This window comes from Nocardia sp. NBC_00881, from assembly GCF_045207455.1.
GTDB lineage: Bacteria > Actinomycetota > Actinomycetes > Mycobacteriales > Mycobacteriaceae > Nocardia.
The window spans coordinates 7,314,058-7,330,392 of record NZ_CP108798.1 but is presented as its reverse complement, the minus strand read 5'-3'; the positions used below and the strand labels follow the sequence as shown (position 1 = coordinate 7,330,392).

Here is a 16,335-nt window from a genome sequence, read left to right as displayed (position 1 = left end):
ATCGGGTTACCAACGCGTACGAAACATGAGCTCTCCTCATGTTGACTGTTATAAAATCGTTATAATCCCAGGTTGTGTTACTGGCGGGTACGCCACGCCCCCCGGTGCTTCGCGATGGCGGTGAAGCCCGGTAGAGTTTGGACGGTCGTACCATCAAGCGCGAGTGGCGAAATTGGCAGACGCGCCAGATTTAGGTTCTGGTGTCCACGGACGTAGGGGTTCGAGTCCCCTCTCGCGCATTACTCGAGCACGTATTTGCGTCAAACTTGACGCAAATACGTGTTCGAACACCTTCTCGCACGACGTTCCCCTCGCTCGATCACCCCCGACGTGGCCCAGACGAGCCATCCACGCCCTCGCTTGCACATGTCTCCGGCACCGATCACCCCGATACGTGTTCGAGTGGCGTCGCACCTCGTCCTCGAACACACCATCCATGACACATCTGAGCCAGCCGAGTGTTCGAGAGCTTCTCTAACATGCGTTTCCGGCACTACTGAGACAGTCGAGTGCATGAGCGCTTTCTCGAACACGTGCCAGCGGAACCCGTCTGGCACCCCGCCCCGTTATCCGACTGGTTGGTCTCGACCGAGAAGGGCGGCTGCGAGAGCACGTAGTCAACGAACTGGATCGCGGTCTTCTGGTTGTTGCGCGGTTAGTGGTCGTAGATGGGCGCTTCCCACGGTTCTGGACTGCGCGAGTGGAGTTCGTCCGCTGAGTAAGCCTCGGGGGTGATCCACGTCACTGGTTGATGCTGTCAGGAAGCCGGGGACTGTTTCGTTCAGGGAGCACGCGAACAAGACAGGAGCGAATCATGAAGCACCACAACGCCGTCACCAGCGGATCAGCGGGCTCTTGGTGACCCTGCTGGTGACGGCGCCACCAGATGAAACTCCGGTCGAAAGCTACGCATGAGGCGCGACGCGGTGCTCCGCCACCGCCGCCTGGTCAATGGTCGCCCTCCTTCCGGTCTCTCCGATCCAGCCCGCGTCCGCCTGCTACGGAATGGTGCAGCCGAGCTACTGAAGGCGGTAGAGGTTCATCGCGCAGCGTTTTACACCGTCTCGTTGCGGGTGATCAGACCGCCGCCGACGCGCGTGCAGTACGGCGTACTGGCGTTGCGAGCCAACAAGAGCCTGTCAGTCGTGTTCGGCGGCGTACCGCTCGCGCCAGCGATCGATGAGAGGGACGAGTTCGTTGGTCATGTAGGTGTAGAAGTCCTGCATCTCGTGTAGACGGGCCGCGGTGGCCGTGTCCTGGCCGGTCGCGTCGATACCTTCCTGGGCGGCGTGGCGCATGGTGGTAAGCATCGTGTTCTGCTGCGACATCAATGCCGCCCAAGCGCCTCTGCGGAAACGGTAGTGGTCGCGCCGACTGCCCGGTGCGGGGACGCGTTCGATCAGGCCGACCGGGATGAGCTGTTTGATGGCGGTGGACACCGCGCCCGAGCTGATCGACAACTCCTCGCACAAATCCGCGGCAGTCATCGTGTCCTGCTCGGTGTAAAGCAACGCCGTCATCACCCGAGCCGTGGACCGCTGCATCCCTCCCCCGTCGGACAAGGTCAAGGCCAGCTTCTCCGCGGCGGCCCGCAATCGCTCATTGGTACCCACACCCGAAACGGTAGCAAACCTCCATGCGTTCGGAGTATTTACAGATTTCTGAAATATCAGTATTGTCGGCTTATGGTGAACGTGATTGAGCTTCAAGGGCTCAGCAAGACCTACGGTTCTGTCCGGGGTCTGGTCGAGCTGTCTCTGGAGGTCCGCCGAGGTGAGGTGTTCGGCTACCTGGGCCCGAATGGGGCAGGCAAGTCGACGACCATCCGGTTGCTGCTGGACCTGATTCGGCCGACCGGTGGCAGTGCCCGTGTACTGGGCCTAGACCCTCGGGAGGATGCGGTGCAGTTGCACGCACGGATCGGTTATCTCGCTGGGGATTTCGTCGTACCGGGCCGCCGGAGCGTCGGGGCGACGCTACGGTTCCTGGGCGCTCTGCGCGGCGGAGTCGCCGCCGAACGGATCGATGCACTCTGCGAGCGACTCGAATTGGATCAGCACGCTCAGGTCAAGAGCCTGTCCAAGGGCAACCGTCAGAAGGTGGGCCTGGTTCAGGCGTTCATGCATTCCCCCGAACTGCTCATCCTGGACGAGCCGACCTCGGGCCTGGACCCGCTCGGTCAGCAGACCTTCCTCGAGATGACGGCCGAGGCCGCCGCGCACGGGCAGACGGTGTTCATGTCCAGCCACATCATGAGCGAGGTCGAGGCAGCCGCCGACCGGGTCGCCATCATCCGTGAAGGAAGATTGGTCACCCTGAACACAGTGTCGGGGCTGCGCACCAACGCCGTTCGCGATGTGGAGATCACCTTCACCGAGCCGGTCAGCATCGTCGAATTCACCGCGCTGACGAACGTGACCGATGTTCGTATGGATGGCACAACCCTGCGCTGCCAGGTCGCCGGGAGCCCGGACGAGCTGTTGCGGGCGGTTGTCGCGCACCATGTCGTCGCGCTGTCGGTCACCGAACCCGCGCTCGAAGACCTGTTCCACGGCTACTACACCGGAGAATCCGATGCTGCCTGACATCTACACCCAGACCATCTCCGACAACCGCCGACCCCTGATCGCCTGGTCGGCTGGGATCACCGCGGTCGGGCTGATGTACGCCGGGTTCTATCCCCAGGTGTCAGGCGGCGGCATGGCCGATACCGTGCAGAACTATCCGGAAGCGATGCGGGAGGCACTGCGTCTCGACGATATGTCCTCAGCCGCAGGGTATCTCGGCTCCAGTGTCTTCGGGCTGCTGCTACCGCTGCTGGCGATGATTTTCGGCGTCACCTTCGGCGCACGCGCTATCGCGGGCGACGAGGAATCCGGATACCTCGACCTTCTACTGGCGTATCCGATCAGCCGAATCCGGCTCGCACTGCAGCGCTTCGCCGCCCTGGTGACCGGCGCCACCGCGATCGGGCTGCTGGTCTTGCTCGGCATGCTGGCGATCCGCTCCTCCGCTGACCTCGACTCGATCAGCGTCGGCGAGTTCGCGGCGCAATGCCTCAACCTGACACTGCTGGCAATCACCTTCGGCGCGCTGGCGATCGGCCTCGGCGCGGCAACCGGGCGGCGCGGGCCGGTCCTGGCCGGCGCCGCGGCGATCGGGGTGCTCACCTACGCCGCTCATAGCCTCGGCGGCGTCATCGGCGCCGAGTGGCTCGAATATTTGTCGCCGTTCCACTACTACATCGGCGGAGAACCGTTGCGGAACGGAATCCAATGGGCCGACGCCGCCATCCTGTTCGCGATCTCGGCGATCCTGGTGACCGCGGGCCTGACTCGGTTCGACCGCCGCGACCTCACCTCCTGAGCAGTCGAGGGTGCCGCACGGCAGCGACACCCTCCATCTGTCAGCCCTCAGTCCCTCATCTCTCGAGACTCGGCACTCGTCTCGGGGTCCGTTCATGGTGGTCTCGAGCAACAGTCCCGCACCGCATTCCCCCTCGCCCTGCCGTCATGTACGCTAATTTTAGTTAATACTAAAACTTGCAGCGGAAGACGAAAGGGGCATGATGTGACCGGCCTCGACGGCGACCGGCTGATGGATTGGGTCGAGCGGCTGGCGATGTTCCTCGCTCAGGACGGCGTACCGCCGATCGCGGGGCGGTGCCTGGGCTGGCTCATGGTCTGCGATCCGCCCGAGCAATCCGCGGCGCAGATCGGCGCGGCGATCAGCGCCAGCCGCGGGTCGTTGACCACGAACCTGCGGGTACTGATGGCCATGGGGTTCGTGAACAAGCGCACGCGCGCCGGTGAGCGCACCGCGTACTACCGCGTCGATGACAACGCGTGGGAGAAGGTGGTTCAGCGGCAAGTCGCTTCACTGACATCGTTTCGCGAGCTTGCCGCCGACGGCATGGCACTGCTCGGGCCCGGCAGCGCCCGCTCCGCGCGGATACAAGAAGCACACGACACTTTCGACTGGATGGCGAAGGTATTCGACAACGCCCCACCACGACCATCCAGCAAAGGAGTGTGACCATGAACGGATCAGCCATTGTGGTCGGTGCCGGAATCGGCGGACTGACCGCCGCCATCGCTCTGCGGCGGATCGGCTGGGACGTCACCGTCCTGGAACGGGCCTCGGAGCTCGGTGAAGTAGGCGCCGGAATGTCCCAGTCGCCCAATGCTTTACGCGCGCTCGATGCGCTCGGCGTCGGGAAGGGCGTACGCAGAGCCGGTGTACCGTTCCACGCACCCAACCACCTGCGCACCCCATCGGGCAGCTATCTCATCAATGCGCAGACGCCGGAGGATGCCGCGCCGCTGCTGGGATTCCACCGCGCCGATCTGCACCGCGCACTACTCGAGCACGTCCCCGACGAGTGCGTACGCACGAGTTCCGAGGTGACCGGCATCGAGCAGACCGCAGGGAAGGCCACCGTGACCTGCGGCGGTGAGAAGGCGACCGCCGATCTGGTGGTGGCCGCCGACGGGGCGAACAGCACCATCCGACGGTCGCTCTGGCCGGATGCGCCGCGACCGCGGTTTTGGGGCAACACCGTGTGGCGGGCTATCGCGAAGCTGGACGGGGTCGACGCCGGCATGACGATGAGCCGCGGCCAGTATTTCCTGATCATGCCGGTCGGACGGGGCCGGGTGTACTGGGCGCTGGTGGCCCGTGCGCAGAAGCCAGGTGTCCGCTTCGACGATGAGCTCGGCGAGGTGCGCGGTCAGGTCGGCCGCTGGCACGACCCGATCCCGGCGCTGCTGGATGCCACCCCACCCGATGCCGTGCTGCACCACGACCTGGCCGACCTCGACTCACTGCCGACCTACGTGCACGATCACGTGGCCTTGCTCGGCGACGCCGCGCACGTCATGCACCCGGACATGGGCCAAGGCGCCGGCCAGGCTATCGAAGACGCTGTCGTGCTCGCGGCCGCACTGGCCGCGGCCGGCGACGTTCCCGCAGCGCTGATGCAGTACGACGCCGAACGCCGGCCACGAACACAGACCATCGTGAAGCAAGCCCGCAAGAAAGGACTGGGCGCGACGTCGGCGAACCCACTCAGCTACAACCTCCAGAAACTGATGCTGCGCATGATCCCAGCCTCCCGCTGGCCGGCCTTGTCCGAACGCGCGCTCGCACCAGTATGGACCTGGGAACCACCGCAGCTTCTCGAACACACTCCGTGATCATGAACACCGCACCGGCAGCTCGAACGGTGGGCGGCAGTCAGGTCAGAATTCACACCCATGCGCCTACTCGATATCACTGATCGATCAGCGCCTCCCGCGGAGCCCGCTCCGCTGCGAGTGTTCGATCCGATCGACGCCACACCACATCGTGGACATCGGAGCGGCGTTGCTCGCCGACCAAGATGAGGAAGACCTCGCCATCAGCGGCCTTCGAGTGGAAACTTCGGCCAGCTCGAATCCGTGCCCATATGCGAACTGAGCCAGCCGTTCGTCCCAGATCTCGGGGTCGCCCTCGCCCGCATTGCTGTTGGTCGATCGTCCGCGCTCGGATCAAAAGGTGGCGGCAGCGAGGCCGACGCGATGGGTGCTCTGCCGTCACGCGGTGGCGCGGTTTGCCTCGCGTCGATATTTACGGCATCTTTACGGGTGGTGCGCCGGGAAGTCTGGTCGGCATACCCGGCTCGGTTGCGAGTCGGGCGGTCCGGCGATGGGAAGCTGCATGGCGCACATACGAATGTCGTCTTTGACGATGTCTATACACACAATTCCTGTCCACGCGGCCAGATACATGTCGTCAGGTCCCATGCAGGTCGTATCGTGCTGGTGTGCACGCAAGTCAGATAGCCGAGGACTATCCGTCGGTGACGATGGATTCCGATGCCTTGGAGGCGGCGAAGCTGTTGGCCGAGCATCGGCTGCCGGGCATCGTGGTGACCGATGGCGACTCGGCGCCCCGTGCCGTATTGCCCGCCTCGCAGGTAGTGCGGTTCCTCGTGCCACGGTACATACAGGACGACCCGTCGCTGGCCGGGGTGCTCTCGGAGTCGGTAGCCGATCGAATCGCGGACACGTTGCGTGGCAAGACAGTTGGCGAACTGCTGCCGGAGCCGCGAACGAAGTCGGTATTGCCGGTCGCCCGAGCCGACGACACAATAGTGGAGGTTGCCGCGTTGATGGCCCGCTGCCGGTCCCCGTTGGTCGCGGTGGTCGACGGTACTCGGATGATCGGAGTCATCACCGCATCCCGCCTTCTGCAGGTCACACTCGCCACCTGACCGTCGGCACCAACACGAGTGACCCGCGATGACCGCGGTTGCCGTTGTAGCGTTCGTGGTGGCGTATCTGCTGATCGCCACCGAACGGATCCACAAAACCAAGGCCGCGCTGGGCGGCGCCGCAGTGGTCCTCGCACTGGGTGTGCTCGACTCGGGAGAGGCGTTCTTCTCCCACGACACCGGTATCGACTGGGATGTCATCCTGCTGCTGTTCGGGATGATGGTCATCGTCGGGATCCTGCGCCAGACCGGCATATTCGAATACACCGCGATCTGGGCAGCCAAACGCGCCAAAGGATCTCCGGTACGGATCATGATCCTGCTGACGCTGATCACCGCGGTGGCATCGGCCTTCCTGGACAACGTCACCACCGTGCTGCTCATCGCGCCCGTCACGCTGCTGGTGTGCGACCGACTCGGGATCCGGCCCGTACCGTTCCTCATCGCCGAAGTGCTGGCATCCAACATCGGCGGCGCCGCGACACTGATCGGTGACCCACCGAACATCATCATCGCCAGCCGAAGTGGCTTGACATTCAACGACTTCCTCGTGCACATGGCACCGATCGTGGTGCTCGAGCTGGCGGTGTTCACCCTGATCCTGCCGCTGCTGTTCCGTGGCTCGTTCGACGCCGACCCCAGTCGCATCGCCGATGTGATGGCTCTCGACGAGCGCGAAACAATCCAGGATCAGGGTCTGCTGATCAAATGCGGCGGCGTGTTGCTCGCCGTGTTCACCGCATTCGTCACCCACTCCGTGGTGCATATCGATCCGTCGGTGGTGGCGTTGCTCGGTGCCGGTGTGCTGGTGCTCATCTCCGGGGTCGAGTCCGAGCAGTACCTCTCCGGGGTCGAGTGGGAGACGTTGCTGTTCTTCGCCGGGCTGTTCGTCATGGTCGGAGGGCTCGTCAAGACCGGGGTCGTGGAAACGATGGCGCAGTGGGCGACCGACGCCACCGGCGGTAACGCCCTCGTGGCGGTGATGCTGATTCTGCTGGTGTCGGCGTTGTTGTCGGGCATCATCGACAACATCCCGTACGTGGCGACCATGAGCCCGCTGGTCGCCGACCTCACCGGCACGATCGACAACCCGGTCCACGCCGACGCGTTGTGGTGGTCACTGACCCTGGGGGCGGACTTCGGCGGCAACCTGACCGCGGTCGGCGCCAGCGCCAACGTCGTCATGCTCGGCATCGCGGCACGCGCCGGGACACCGGTGTCGTTCTGGGAGTTCACCCGCAAGGGCGCGGTGGTCACCACGATCACGATCGCGGTTGCCGCACCGTATCTGTGGTTGCGCTACTTCGTGTTCAGCTGAACCCGTCGGCGACTTCCATCGCTACCACGACAGGAGCAACCTCGTGCAGACACCGCCGCTGGACGTCGCCGCGCGCCCCCGCGCTCGGTATTCTCGCCGCGCCCACCGCAAGTCGACGCAGGCCTGGCCGCGGAGGGTCGGTTGTCAGAAAACACGACGTCCCAGAGTGGGACACCGGCCACGATTCGGCGGAGCAGCACACCAGTGCCCTCGGTCGCCGGTAGAAAGTAGGGGGTAACCCATGTTCGTGACGCTGCGCGATGAGAGTGGGACGGGACTCGATTACGTCCGTATGGCTCTCGGATGGGACCCGGTCCACCGGCGGCGCTGGTTCGGCCGACGAAGCAAGGACATCGACCTCAACGCCTCAGCGCTGTTGTTCGCCGAGGATCGCCTCGTCGATGTCGTCTACCACCAACAGCTCAACTCCACCGACGGCTCGGTACGCCATCTCGGCGACAGCACGACCGGTGAAGGCAAGGGCGACAACGAAATCATCACCGTCGACCTCACCCGACTAGCACCCCAGATCACCACCGTGATCTTCATCGTCACGTGCTACACGGGCCAAACCTTCCAGCAGATCGACAACGCCTTCTGCCGCGTAGTCGACGGCATGTCCGGCACCGAGATCACCCGCTACGACCTCGGTGGCGGCGGTTCACACACCGGCCTGGTCATGGGCAAACTGGTCCACTCCAGCGACGGCTGGCAATTCGACGAGATCGGCGCAGCGATCCACGCACAACATCCGGTCGAGGCAGTCTCACAGCTAACAGCTTTCTTGATCTAGTCGCGGGCGCGGTACCAGCCTCTACTCGCGATCTCAGCCAATCGGCCGTGGCAGCGGCGAGTACGGGACTTGCACGGCATTGCAGTAAGACATCCCGGTCGCCGCATTCGACGTCTGCCCGGTGACGATCGCGCTGTCTATCGTGTGCACTACTCCAGCGAATTATGGTGGCCGCGCGCTGCGGGCGGATCCACTGGAGCGCCTGCCGAACGGGAAACCGGCCCTGCACACAGCCGAGAATCACCCCACACGACCCGGCCCAGCTGGCACTTCTGAATCGTAAGCAGCCCGGCGACCGGTATCTCCCTGATGGGTCCCCGACCAGCGGGGGCCAGATCATCCCGAGAGCTCAGGTGACGAAATTCTTGTTGGACCAACAATGTAAATGGGCACTCTCCTGTCGGGCCACGGCTGGACAGACCACCGATTCGTACGCCGCGACGGATGTCCTGCCGCACCATAGAGGAGCACCCGTCATGGCCGAGATCACCGCACTCGCTCTCATCGGAATCTTTGTTTGCCTCGCACTGCTGATGCGACACAAGAATCACTCTCAGAACTGACTCAGAGCGCAACCGTTGCGCCGAGTGGACAGACCATCGGCACGGGCCGAAATCCGGCACGTTCGATGCGGCGGCGCGCCTACGACGCATGGTCCGCATCCCGAGCCCACAAACCTCAGAACCGATCACGCTTGCGCATCATAATGTTAGTTACTAATATGTTAGCCACTAACATAGTGGAGGTTGGATGGGAACCGACTGGCGGGCCGCCAAGCGCGCTCGTACCCGCGAGACAGTTCAACAGGCTGCGCTGCGCCTGTTCGCCGAGTACGGCTACGACGGCGTCACCGTGGAGCGCATCGCTGCCGAGGCGGGGGTTTCGCACACCACTTTCTTCCGGTATTTCCCCACCAAGGAGGACGTGGTCCTCAGTGACAACTACGATCCCTTGATTGCCCGGTTCGTCGCCGCTCGCGGCGAGACCGACCCCGTCGAGCGGGTCCGCCGTGGTATCGCCGAAGCCCTCAGGCTCTTGGATGAACATGAGATGGTCGTCGTTCGCGAGCGCACCCGGTTGATGCTTTCCGCATCCGCCTTGCGTGCTCGTCAGTGGGAGAACCAGGCGGCCACCCAGCGCCTGCTCGAAGAGGTTCTGCGCGGCGACGCGTCCGGGGCGGTTCCGTTGGCTTTGCGGGTGACTGCCGCCGCCTGCACGGCCGCGCTGGCCACGGCGGTCACCGTTTGGGCCGAGGACGACGGCGCCGACCTCGCTGCCACCGTTGATGCTGCCTTCGTCGCCCTCGAGCGGAACCGCCGTGCCTGAGCCGGCTATCGAGGTCAGCCACCTCACCGTCACCTACCCAGGTGCCGACACCCCTGCCGTGCGCGATATGAGTTTCACCGTCGACCGTGGCGAAGTGTTCGGCTTCCTCGGTCCGTCCGGGGCGGGCAAGACCACCGTGCACCGTGTCCTGACCCGCCAGTTGCGTCGCTTCTCCGGAAAGGTTCACGTCCTCGGTCGACCCGTGGGGCAGGGGCGAGACCGCGATTTCTTCGAGCGGATCGGTGTGGGTTTCGAACTGCCCGCCCGTCTGCCCGGGCTCACCGCCCGCGAAGATCTCACCGCCTTCGCCGCGTTCTACCGCGGCGCGACCGAGGACCCGGACGCGGTGCTGGATTCGGTGGATCTGACGGCCGCCGCCGACCGGCCGACCGCCGAGTTCTCCAAGGGCATGCTCATCCGGCTCAACCTCGCACGGGCCCTGATCAACCGGCCTGAACTGTTGTTGGTGGACGAACCCACCTCGGGACTGGACCCGGTCCGTGCCGAACGCGTCCGTGGCATCCTGCGTCACCGTGCTCACGCCGGTGCGACCGTGCTTGTCACGACGCACGACATGGCCACCGCCGACCGCGTGTGCGACCGGGTGGCGTTCGTGGTCGACGGTCGCATAGCCGCCGTGGACACCCCGCGCAGCCTCAAAATCGCCCACGGCCACCCCGACGTGGTCGTCGAGTATCGCCGCAACGGCCACCTCGAACAGCGCCAGCTGCCCTTGGAAGCCGTGGCCGCGCTCGTGCCGGGCGCGATCGAGACCATCCACAGCCGCGAGGCCGCCCTGGACGACGTCTTCGCCGCCGTCACCGGGCACCGATCCGGACTCACCGAACCTGAGGCGCCACGATGACCACCACAACGATGCTGCACCGCCCGCGCGCCGCCCTCGCCCTGGAGTGGCGCATCCAGCTACGCTTGCGTGTGCCGCTGCTCGCCGCAGGACTGGCTGCCCTATGGGCGGGCGCCACCGCCCTCCTCCCGACAGACCTGGCACGCCCCTTCGCAAGCCTGATCCTGTTCCTCGACACCGCCGGGTTCGGCGTGCTGTTCGCCGTCTTCCTCCTGCTGGGTGAACGCACCAGCGGGGCATGGGCCGCCTTGCGGGTCAGCCCCCTCGGCGCAGGCGAGTACGTGGCCGCACGGCTGACCGTGCTCACCCTGTTCTCCACGGCGTCGACGGTCCCCATCGCGCTGGCTGCACGCCCCGCCATGCCGGTCACCGCGGTAGCTGCTGCCGCCGCGGGAACCGCCCTGCTCACCATCCTGTTGTGTGCGCTGTCCCTTGCCGCATGCGCCCACGCCCACAGCCTGTCCGACGTCATAGCCGCCGTCCCGCTGATACTCGGCCCGCTGCTGGTTCCGGCTCTGGTAGTCGCCACCGGCCTCGCCCAGCACCCGCTGCTGTACGCCGCCCCCACCTCGGCCGCACACGCACTCGTCCTCTGGGGACTGGACCCCGCCGCAGTACCGCCGTCCGGGGCGACGGTCGCGGCCCTGGCCGGATACGCCGCCGTATCCGCTACTGGTGCGTGCGCGCTAGCACGGTGGGCACTGGCCCGCGCCGACACCCTGGCGCCACCCGACCGCCGCCCCCGGCGCCGACCACGCTCGACGAGGACACAGCTGTGGCCCTCGGCCGCGCCGCTGCGCACCCTCGCCCGCATCGATCTCATCGGCGCCGCACGCGATCCGATGACCTGGGCCCTGCTCGCCGGGCCTGCCCTCACTGCCCTCGGCCTGCGGTACAGCCTGCCGCTGTTGGATGACGCGCCTGTCGTCATACGAACCGGTCTGGACCTCGACCGGCTACACCCGGTACTGCTCGCGGCATTGGTCCTACTCCACGTGCCGCTCATGGTGGGTGGGATGGTGGCACTACGCACCGCCGAGGACCGTGAACAGGGCGCGGTTACGCTGCTCGGCGCTTCCCCGCTGGGCATCGGCCGCTACCTCGCCTACCGGGCCACCACCGCCGCAGCTCTCACCGCGATCGGCCTGGCAGCAGCCCTGCCGCTCAGCGGGCTCGCCGGCGGCCCGGCCTGGCGGCTGACGGGCGCCGCACTTCTCGCCACCACGCTTGCCCCTGCGTTCGTGCTGATCGTCGCCGGAGCGGCGGCGAACCGCGTCCGCGCGCTTGCCCTCGCCAAAGTGGCAGGGGCACTGTTCACCCTGGTACCAGTGGCTGCCTGGACGCTCGGCCCCACATGGGCCTGGGCACTGGCGCCACTCCCGCCGCTATGGCCGGTCGCTGCCCTACCCGGATACGCCATGGCCCCCGCCGCAATCACTCTCCCAGCAGGCGCTTTGTCCACGCTCGTGCTCACCGCCGCGCTGTGGCGATGTGCCCGCAAAGCAGTCGGTGAATCCAGGTGAAATTGGGCCATAATCTTGGTGACGCCGACGCGGAGCCGAGTGGCTGCGACGGTCTATTGGGTGCGGGAGTGAAACTCCCAGCTCATTGCTCTGCGGTGACGGACACTTCTGGGTCGCGTTCTGTGATCACGATCGCACCCGCGTGGCGAACCGTCGGTGCCATAATTCGACTCGCAGTCGGGTACGGTCGCGCCTCGCAGCAGGTTTCGGATCCGTGTCGAAAGGCCGACCGTGTCGAGGGCCACCCACAGGTCGCGCTCACCGCCGCGACCACCCTGCATTGTGCCGATAGCCGAGCAGCAACAGTGTCGTCGCGGCTTTGCCGAAGAAGCTGGCTTCTGGTCGTCGGCCATGGGGAGTTTCTCGCGGCTGATCTCGGCGGTTCGGTTGCGCCGAAGGTCATCTCGGGTTGGGGTGGGTTCGGCGGCGGTGTATTCGTAACGGACCGCTGCGTTGTATGAGGATCAGGCCGACGACTCCCCAGACGACGGCGAGCGCCCCGACCAGTCCCCATACGTAGGGGCGGTTGAGGACGCTGGGGTTACCGGTGACGGCGTATTCACGTCCGATGACGGGGACAGCGATCAGCAACAGGGTCACGGTGCAAGCCGCGCCGCAGGCCAGCGGAGCCCACGAGGTGGCCGACAGGAGTTTGCGTGCGGTGAGCCCTGCCGCCGCGCATGCCGGTGCGAAGACGACGTCGTGCAGCACGATTCCGCCGAGGGACCAGAGGGCGACCGACTCCAGATCGGTGATGTTCATCGTCAGCAACAGGCTGATTCCGTACCACGCCAGCCACAGGCCGGCTAGCAGAAGCAGTACGCGCAGGAACGTCATGCCAGCACCTCGATGCTCGAAAGCCATTTGGTTTGCAGCACGCCGGGGCGGCTGGGGGCGATGAGCCGGCAGGGATAGCCGTGGTCGATGTCAAGTTCTTGGCCGTTGAGCCGCAGCGCGATCAGGCTGTCGGGGTCGACGACATGCGAGGGTGGTAGCACCGATACCCGGTACAACCCGCTCTGCTCGAGTGAGGTGAATCGGATGCTGCCGCCGGGGTAGCCGCCGACCACGGTGAGCAGGTCCAGTAGCCGTACTCCGGTCCAGCGCGCGGACGCGCTCCAGCCTTCGACACAGGCGATCGGGAGGGCGGCTTCGCTCTGCGGCAGCGCGCGCAGGTCGGCGACGGTGAAGGCGCGTTGTCGAGATCCGACGGTGACGTGCAACCGGTATGCGGGGTCGAAGACAAGTGCGGTGACGCCGGCCTGGGCGGCGGTCCGATTGACCGGAACACCTTGCGGCCCTTGACCGGTCCGGGGCGCCAGCACCGACAGCCAGCGCAGGAACCGTATTGTTTGACCCGCTGTCGCCAGGCCCGCCACGGCCGCCGTGATTCCGGCGATCCCGAGCACGGCTCGGCGGGACATTCCGGCGTGCCGCTCGCGATCGGCTGGGGCAGCAGTGGGCGACGGCCCCCGATCGGTGTCGGCCGTTCCGGTGACCGGTCTGCTCACGGCGGCGCGCACTACGGGTAGTTTGACCGCGAGGTGGACCGCGACCGCACCGAATGCGACATACGCGATGGCGTAGTGGGTGGTCGTGAAGAAGAATTTCCACGGATACCACTGGGCGGTGTTGAATAGTCCGGTCGCCAGTTGGAACATCACCGCACCTACCAGGACCGCGATCGAGCCTCGTTCCAGGGCGCGGATCGGGCCGCCTATCAGTGGTTTGGCGAACAGCCGGGGATAGACCGACCACAGTTTGACCAGCAACAGCGGGATCGCGGTGACACCGGAGAGCACATGCGCGCCCTGGGTGACCCGGTACAGCCACACCGGACGTGGCGGCCACCAGAACCAGCTCGGTGGGTGCTGGATCCAGTGGCTGAGCAGTCCGGTCACGAAGCACACGGTGATCGCGGCGCCGAGCGCGATCCCCACCCGTGCTGCCACCGCCGGTGACCGGGCCGGCGACACCTGCGCGGCAATGATTCTCGGAACAACCAGTTGCGCGTCCGAATCACTGTCGCCGAATCCTGCCATGGCGGTCGTCTTCTTCCTCATGATCGCGCCAGCCAGGCGATGTGATGGCCGGACACCTCGGCGGTCGTTAGCATGCGCAGCCCGGCCGCTGCGGCCATCCGATCGGCCTGGTCGATGCCTACCCGGGCCCAGGGAAACCAGTCCCCGGCGCCGGAATGGGTTTCCAGTCGTATCTGCTCCGCCACGAGACCGATGCCAGGACAGTCGAATTCGACGATTGCCACCCCGCCGCGGGCGAGCAGTCGCCGGGTCTGGCCGAGCAGGCGCACCGGGTCACCTGCGATGCCGATGTTGCCGTCGGCGAGGATCGCGTACTCCCACCGGCCCGCTGCGGGCAGACAGTCGAACACATCCCGTTGTAGCGCCGGTGCGCCGCGGGATCTGGTGACGGCCACCGCCATCGGCGAGATGTCGATCCCGAGCGCTGCCACGCCTCGGTGCATCAGTGCTGCGACCAGACGACCGGGCCCGCAGCCCAGGTCTACGGTCGGCCCGTCACAGCAGCAGACCAACGCGTGGTCTACGCGCGAGTCGGCGCCATGGAACCATTGCCGCACCGGTATCGGCCTGCGGCTGCCGTCGGTGCGCCGCAGCCAGCACTCCTCGCCGGCCAGCGCCTGGGCGTACAGATCCGAGTGAAAGGTCATCGGGTGACCCGCCGATCCGATCTCGACGGCATTGGGTCCCGGTCGACCGGCTCGGACACTTCAGCCTTGCCGCGGTTCGTTCGCTTCCCCGCGATGTCGTCGCCTCGCCGAGGCCCGGCACCGACCCGTACCCGGATGGGATGCAGGCGTTCGAGGGCGCGAGGGAACCGTCCCTCGTACTGCGCGGCAACGGTGACCGCGTCGGTCACGGTGTCGACATCGCGCAGCATCGGCAGCCGGTGGACGCAGCAGCCACAGCGTGCCATGGCCCGGTGTGTCAGCTCGCCGGTCGCGCTGGTGGACATTGGTACCTGCGTGAGTGCTCGGGCCGGGCGCGGATCGGTCAGTCCCAGCGCCCACCAGCCGCCGTCGGCGGCGGGACCGAGCACGGTGTCGCCGCAGGCCAGGAGCCGTGCGGCGCACATCGCCAGCAGCGCGGGGGCGGCGTGTGGCGTGTCCATACCGATCTGCAATACGGGCAGTCCGGCCCGGGCGGCGTCGGCGTGCGCGTTGGCCAGGCGTTGTCCGAAGGTCGCACCCCGCTGGGGAACGAGTTCGAAATCGGCCAGCGCAGCAGACAATTCGTCGGCGTGCTCGGCGTGCTCGAGCTCACCTGTCCAGGCCACGATCCGGTGCCGGATGCCGCTGTGCCGCACGGCGGTCAGCGTGTCCAGCAGTGCGGCGGCCGCCAGTTGGGCCGCCTCGCGGGGGGAAAATGGCGGGGACAGACGAGTTTTCGCGAAGCCGGCGATGGGTGCCTTGGCGATCACGAGGGCGGTGGCATCGATGATGTTCATCGCACGCTCCAGAAGTCGCGGACCGCCCGCACGGTGCCGCGCAGGGAGCCGGACACCTTGGACACTCCGTGGGTTCTTGGCCGATAGCTGATATCGCACTCGACGATCCGCCATCCGGCGCGGGCGGCGCCGATCAATAGTTGCAGTGGATATCCCGACCTCGGGTGCAGCGGGCCCAGCGCCAGGAGCTGGGCGCGGCGCGTGACCCGCATAGCGGCGATATCGTGCACCAGTAGCCCGTGCCGACGTCGCAACAGCGCGGCGATCACCAGATTTCCCAGCCGGGCATGCCAGGGCCAGGCGCTCGTCACGACCGGGCGACGTCGCCCGACCACCATGTCCACGCCGGGCGCGAGTTCGGCCACGAGCACTGGCAACTCGCCCGCATCCATGGATCCGTCGCCGTCGAGCACGGCGACCACCGCGGTGTCCGCGGAACCGATCCCGGCTTGCACCGCCGAACCGTACCCGGGGACCGGCTCGGTGACGACGGTGGCGCCCGCCGCCCGGGCGACTGCGGTGGTGTGGTCGGTTGAGGCGTTGTCCACGACGATCACTCGGTAACCGGTCGGCACCGCGGCGAGCACGCCTGGCAACGCTCCGGCTTCGTTGTGACACGGGATCACTACGGTGATGTCGCATGCGTTGTGTGCTTTGGTCACGGATCCGACCGTAAGCCTGCAGCGTGGAAATCTGCCCCAGCGAACCGGTGACAAAAGTATGACGAGACCGGGGTCGTCGGCTGTTCAAGCAGTCCCAGACCCAGGTGCG

At 66.2% G+C, this 16,335-nt stretch carries 16 protein-coding genes and 1 tRNA gene; 11 read left to right on the top strand and 6 right to left on the bottom strand.

What is annotated here, in order from left to right; translation table 11 throughout:
* The first annotated feature begins 157 nt into the window (after nucleotides 1-157).
* Nucleotides 158-239 (top strand) — tRNA-Leu (locus OH799_RS31080).
* Nucleotides 240-1,139: 900 nt separating this feature from the next.
* Here the strand turns inward: OH799_RS31080 and OH799_RS31075 are convergent.
* On the bottom strand, nucleotides 1,140-1,544 hold the full coding sequence (locus tag OH799_RS31075) for a GbsR/MarR family transcriptional regulator (protein WP_406282757.1): 405 nt from the start codon (nucleotides 1,542-1,544) through the stop codon (nucleotides 1,140-1,142).
* 141 nt (nucleotides 1,545-1,685) lie between these two features.
* Between OH799_RS31075 and OH799_RS31070 the strand changes: the two genes are divergently transcribed.
* The 10 genes from OH799_RS31070 to OH799_RS31025 all read left to right on the top strand — a co-directional run bounded on the left by OH799_RS31070 (nucleotide 1,686) and on the right by OH799_RS31025 (nucleotide 12,078).
* The gene (locus OH799_RS31070) at nucleotides 1,686-2,585 is read left to right on the top strand and encodes an ABC transporter ATP-binding protein (protein WP_406271532.1); all 900 of its coding nucleotides are present in this window, start codon (nucleotides 1,686-1,688) and stop codon (nucleotides 2,583-2,585) included.
* Complete coding sequence (locus tag OH799_RS31065; RefSeq protein WP_406271530.1) at nucleotides 2,575-3,366, top strand: ABC transporter permease subunit; 792 nt, start codon at nucleotides 2,575-2,577, stop codon at nucleotides 3,364-3,366. Before OH799_RS31070 ends, OH799_RS31065 begins: the two co-directional genes overlap by 11 nt.
* Before the next feature lie 204 nt (nucleotides 3,367-3,570).
* Entirely contained in the window at nucleotides 3,571-4,035 is a 465-nt protein-coding gene (locus OH799_RS31060) for a GbsR/MarR family transcriptional regulator (RefSeq protein WP_406271527.1), read from the top strand.
* A 2-nt stretch (nucleotides 4,036-4,037) separates the two neighbouring features.
* Nucleotides 4,038-5,195 carry an FAD-dependent monooxygenase gene (locus OH799_RS31055; RefSeq protein WP_406271525.1) on the top strand — a complete coding sequence of 386 codons (1,158 nt, stop codon included), beginning with the start codon at nucleotides 4,038-4,040 and terminating at the stop codon, nucleotides 5,193-5,195.
* 608 nt (nucleotides 5,196-5,803) lie between these two features.
* On the top strand, nucleotides 5,804-6,253 hold the full coding sequence (locus OH799_RS31050) for a CBS domain-containing protein (RefSeq protein WP_406271522.1): 450 nt from the start codon (nucleotides 5,804-5,806) through the stop codon (nucleotides 6,251-6,253).
* A 28-nt stretch (nucleotides 6,254-6,281) separates the two neighbouring features.
* The gene (locus tag OH799_RS31045) at nucleotides 6,282-7,571 is read left to right on the top strand and encodes an ArsB/NhaD family transporter (RefSeq protein ID WP_406271519.1); all 1,290 of its coding nucleotides are present in this window, start codon (nucleotides 6,282-6,284) and stop codon (nucleotides 7,569-7,571) included.
* A 241-nt stretch (nucleotides 7,572-7,812) separates the two neighbouring features.
* On the top strand, nucleotides 7,813-8,364 hold the full coding sequence (locus OH799_RS31040) for a TerD family protein (RefSeq protein WP_406271516.1): 552 nt from the start codon (nucleotides 7,813-7,815) through the stop codon (nucleotides 8,362-8,364).
* A gap of 750 nt (nucleotides 8,365-9,114) precedes the next feature.
* Nucleotides 9,115-9,690: a TetR family transcriptional regulator gene (locus tag OH799_RS31035; RefSeq protein WP_406271513.1), complete on the top strand. Its 576-nt coding sequence runs from the start codon at nucleotides 9,115-9,117 to the stop codon at nucleotides 9,688-9,690.
* Nucleotides 9,650-10,555: an ABC transporter ATP-binding protein gene (locus tag OH799_RS31030; RefSeq protein WP_406282754.1), complete on the top strand. Its 906-nt coding sequence runs from the start codon at nucleotides 9,650-9,652 to the stop codon at nucleotides 10,553-10,555. The genes OH799_RS31035 and OH799_RS31030 overlap by 41 nt, the downstream gene beginning before the upstream one ends.
* A complete protein-coding gene (locus OH799_RS31025) occupies nucleotides 10,552-12,078 on the top strand; it encodes a hypothetical protein (RefSeq protein ID WP_406271510.1) in 1,527 nt (508 codons plus the stop codon). The genes OH799_RS31030 and OH799_RS31025 overlap by 4 nt, the downstream gene beginning before the upstream one ends.
* Before the next feature lie 399 nt (nucleotides 12,079-12,477).
* On the opposite strand, the gene OH799_RS31020 is transcribed toward OH799_RS31025, so the two are convergent.
* The 5 genes from OH799_RS31020 to OH799_RS31000 are packed head-to-tail and all read right to left on the bottom strand — an operon-like array spanning nucleotide 12,478 to nucleotide 16,226.
* The gene (locus OH799_RS31020; protein ID WP_406271507.1) at nucleotides 12,478-12,915 is read right to left on the bottom strand and encodes a hypothetical protein; all 438 of its coding nucleotides are present in this window, start codon (nucleotides 12,913-12,915) and stop codon (nucleotides 12,478-12,480) included.
* Entirely contained in the window at nucleotides 12,912-14,141 is a 1,230-nt protein-coding gene (locus OH799_RS31015; RefSeq protein WP_406271505.1) for a molybdopterin-dependent oxidoreductase, read from the bottom strand. The genes OH799_RS31020 and OH799_RS31015 overlap by 4 nt, the downstream gene beginning before the upstream one ends.
* Nucleotides 14,138-14,767 carry a methyltransferase domain-containing protein gene (locus OH799_RS31010; protein ID WP_406271502.1) on the bottom strand — a complete coding sequence of 210 codons (630 nt, stop codon included), beginning with the start codon at nucleotides 14,765-14,767 and terminating at the stop codon, nucleotides 14,138-14,140. The genes OH799_RS31015 and OH799_RS31010 overlap by 4 nt, the downstream gene beginning before the upstream one ends.
* Nucleotides 14,764-15,564 (bottom strand): DUF2064 domain-containing protein, encoded by an 801-nt coding sequence (locus tag OH799_RS31005; protein WP_406271499.1) that lies wholly within the window; start codon nucleotides 15,562-15,564, stop codon nucleotides 14,764-14,766. The genes OH799_RS31010 and OH799_RS31005 overlap by 4 nt, the downstream gene beginning before the upstream one ends.
* Nucleotides 15,561-16,226 (bottom strand): glycosyltransferase family 2 protein, encoded by a 666-nt coding sequence (locus tag OH799_RS31000; RefSeq protein ID WP_406271496.1) that lies wholly within the window; start codon nucleotides 16,224-16,226, stop codon nucleotides 15,561-15,563. Before OH799_RS31000 ends, OH799_RS31005 begins: the two co-directional genes overlap by 4 nt.
* Nucleotides 16,227-16,335: the final 109 nt, after the last annotated feature.

Excerpts from the sequence above, each read along its gene's own strand:
- OH799_RS31030 (WP_406282754.1), top strand. The coding sequence starts at position 9,650 with ATGCTGCCTTCGTCGCCCTCGAGCGGAACCGCCGTGCCTGAGCCGGCT.
- OH799_RS31070 (WP_406271532.1), top strand. The coding sequence starts at position 1,686 with ATGGTGAACGTGATTGAGCTTCAAGGGCTCAGCAAGACCTACGGTTCT.
- OH799_RS31020 (WP_406271507.1), bottom strand. The coding sequence starts at position 12,915 with ATGACGTTCCTGCGCGTACTGCTTCTGCTAGCCGGCCTGTGGCTGGCG.
- OH799_RS31035 (WP_406271513.1), top strand. The coding sequence starts at position 9,115 with ATGGGAACCGACTGGCGGGCCGCCAAGCGCGCTCGTACCCGCGAGACA.
- OH799_RS31045 (WP_406271519.1), top strand. The coding sequence starts at position 6,282 with ATGACCGCGGTTGCCGTTGTAGCGTTCGTGGTGGCGTATCTGCTGATC.
- OH799_RS31065 (WP_406271530.1), top strand. The coding sequence starts at position 2,575 with ATGCTGCCTGACATCTACACCCAGACCATCTCCGACAACCGCCGACCC.
- OH799_RS31075 (WP_406282757.1), bottom strand. The coding sequence starts at position 1,544 with ATGCAGCGGTCCACGGCTCGGGTGATGACGGCGTTGCTTTACACCGAG.
- OH799_RS31055 (WP_406271525.1), top strand. The coding sequence starts at position 4,038 with ATGAACGGATCAGCCATTGTGGTCGGTGCCGGAATCGGCGGACTGACC.
- OH799_RS31010 (WP_406271502.1), bottom strand. The coding sequence starts at position 14,767 with ATGACCTTTCACTCGGATCTGTACGCCCAGGCGCTGGCCGGCGAGGAG.
- OH799_RS31025 (WP_406271510.1), top strand. The coding sequence starts at position 10,552 with ATGACCACCACAACGATGCTGCACCGCCCGCGCGCCGCCCTCGCCCTG.
- OH799_RS31040 (WP_406271516.1), top strand. The coding sequence starts at position 7,813 with ATGTTCGTGACGCTGCGCGATGAGAGTGGGACGGGACTCGATTACGTC.
- OH799_RS31015 (WP_406271505.1), bottom strand. The coding sequence starts at position 14,141 with ATGAGGAAGAAGACGACCGCCATGGCAGGATTCGGCGACAGTGATTCG.
- OH799_RS31005 (WP_406271499.1), bottom strand. The coding sequence starts at position 15,564 with ATGAACATCATCGATGCCACCGCCCTCGTGATCGCCAAGGCACCCATC.